Origin of the sequence: Nostoc sp. UIC 10607 (assembly GCF_047228265.1) — a bacterium.
Lineage (GTDB): Bacteria > Cyanobacteriota > Cyanobacteriia > Cyanobacteriales > Nostocaceae > Nostoc > Nostoc foliaceum_A.
In genome coordinates this window covers 1-2242 of the sequence record NZ_JBIQNW010000162.1, presented here as the reverse complement: position 1 = coordinate 2242, position 2242 = coordinate 1, and the positions used below count along the sequence as shown (strand labels likewise).

Sequence of the window (2242 nt, the reverse complement as noted above, 5' to 3'; positions counted from 1 at the left end):
GGCGAGGCTGGTTAAAATTACACGACCTTTGTGAAGGCTGGCAGCTTGCAAAAGAGACTTAACGGGAAAAGTCAGCTCACGGACAGGGTGAGACTGAGATTAGTTTTCAGGAAGAACTGCTTAAAAGCGGCTTGGCTAAAACGCAACTTGGCGGGGTGGAATGCCCAAATAAAATAGCTTTTGAACAGGCTCAAAAAATAGCGATCGCATCAAAGGCTGGAGTGTGGAGTCAAGACAAACGAAAGTAGCCTTGAGCTTATTTCAATATGGGTTTTCGGTATTATGCACGGCTAAGGGCTAATTGCATCCAGTAAAAACAAACCCACATCTTTATGCAATGGTTCATTATGCTGTGGACAAGCGGTTGAATGTAAGCATCTTGGACAACCAGCTTCACAATCACATTCGGCTGCTAAAGCGTAAGATGCAGCAGCAAATTTTGTGAAGTCGGAGAAAATAGCTTCTGCTGCCCCATTCCCACCTTCACAGGTGTCAAAAAAGTAACCAATGTTCCTGCTTTCTTTTTGTATGGCCAATTCATCTACATCCAAACTGGAAGATAAAACTACCAGAGGCACAGCTTTAACTATCTGGTGTTGGACACTATGCAGTGCCGTCATTTCAGCAGTGCTACTCCACAATGATTGATAAAGTTCTGGAACCTCACCTCCATTAGCGGTCATAATTTCTTGTTTGTATTTATTGACAGTTATTTGCAGCGCTTTCTGTAACGGCTCATTTAACTCTACTAGTACGCAAGGCGCTTGGTATTTTGTGACGTATGGCTCTGAAAATGCGATTTCTTTTTGAAGTTTTGTCACTTCTGCTGCACTCAGCGTCTGCTTACACAATGAACAGCTTTTTCCTTCAAGTGGTTTTTTATAATTAGCACAACGTTGGTTTTTGCAGGTCATTCCGTAGGTACGCTTCATCAATCTATAACCAATTACAGAATTCGTAATTTCTCCCCAGACAAGAGTTAAACGTAAACGAGCATCTTTGATATTAGTAGGGATAATTTTCGATTCCGCCAAGGTAGAAAGTGGTTGAATATCTAATTCTGACTCCGCTTCAGTAAATAAATCTGTATCTTTTCCTAAAAATGTTAGTATTGCTTCTCCTTTGTCAGAATTTAGGCTTTCGCTACGGTATGCTATTAATTGCCCACTTTCATCTTGCACCATATATATGGCTTCGGGAAATACTTCTCGATGGGCTAACGGGAGCGACATACTTTCTAAAATTTCGCCCGTATGTTTATTAATTAGAGAAATTGACCTTTGAGTGCTGCTTCTAATATTAATTTCTTTATGAGGATAACCTCTTCCCCAAAGTTTCCCATTGCCACTTAAGAAAATTTTATTTTGTTGTAAAAGAGAATCTGCAACTGCACCGGCTGTTTTTCCAAAACGAGTATTGAGTTCTCCTAAAGTTAAACTACTTTCAATGCAACCACATTCTAAATGTTTACCTAGAATGGTTGGATAGTCAGGGTTAAATGCAGCAGATTCAACTTCTCCTGATAGTAACTTTTGGTTATGTCGAGCGTAGTATACATCAATCGGGTTTTGTCCTAATGGCAGATAAATCACTAGCCCGTGCTGTTTGCGTCCGGCTCTCCCTACTCGTTGCCAAAATGACATCAAGCTACCTGGAAACCCCCGAATTAGACAGCAGTCTAGTTCGGGTAAATCAATTCCTGCTTCTAGAGAAGAAGTTGAAATAATTACCTTGATTTGTCCACCTTGGAGTTTTTGAATAATCTCGCTACGGCGATCGCCCGTTAAGGAACTGTAGAAAACTGCTACCTTGCTGGTTAAATAACCTAATCCAATACGTTGTGTTTCTCGTTGGATTAACCCAAGTAGACCTTTGACAGCTGCACGAGAGTTACAAAAGACAATCCCACTCAAGTTATGCTGCAACCAGGAAATCACTATTTTAGTAGCTTCAACATTAGCTGCATTGTTTGGAGCAAGAGATAATAAGGTACGTCCTTGATGTGGAGCGCCACTATCCTCAATCAGGTGTAATCTTTGGGGTTGATGGGTTCTGCCGCTAAACCGCAATGCCATATCTTCAGGATTTCCAATGGTGGCACTAGAACAAATAAATTGCAGCCTTTGGGAATTACCACCAACTGCATCAACTGCTAACCTTAGTCGTCAAGAAAATACCACCATTGAGAAGCTTTATCCCGTAAAGAACGTAAAAGCTGTCCGGCTTTTGCTCCTGCCTTGTC

At 41.2% G+C, this 2242-nt stretch carries 1 protein-coding gene; it reads right to left on the bottom strand.

Annotated elements, in window-relative coordinates:
* Positions 1 to 290 precede the first annotated feature (290 nt).
* Entirely contained in the window at positions 291 to 2075 is a 1785-nt protein-coding gene (locus ACEYW6_RS36030; protein WP_412983579.1) for a helicase-related protein, read from the bottom strand.
* Positions 2076 to 2242 lie beyond the last annotated feature (167 nt).

What these genes read in the sequence shown, in the direction of transcription:
- ACEYW6_RS36030 (WP_412983579.1), bottom strand. Translation starts at nt 2,075, where the DNA reads ATGGCATTGCGGTTTAGCGGCAGAACCCATCAACCCCAAAGATTACAC.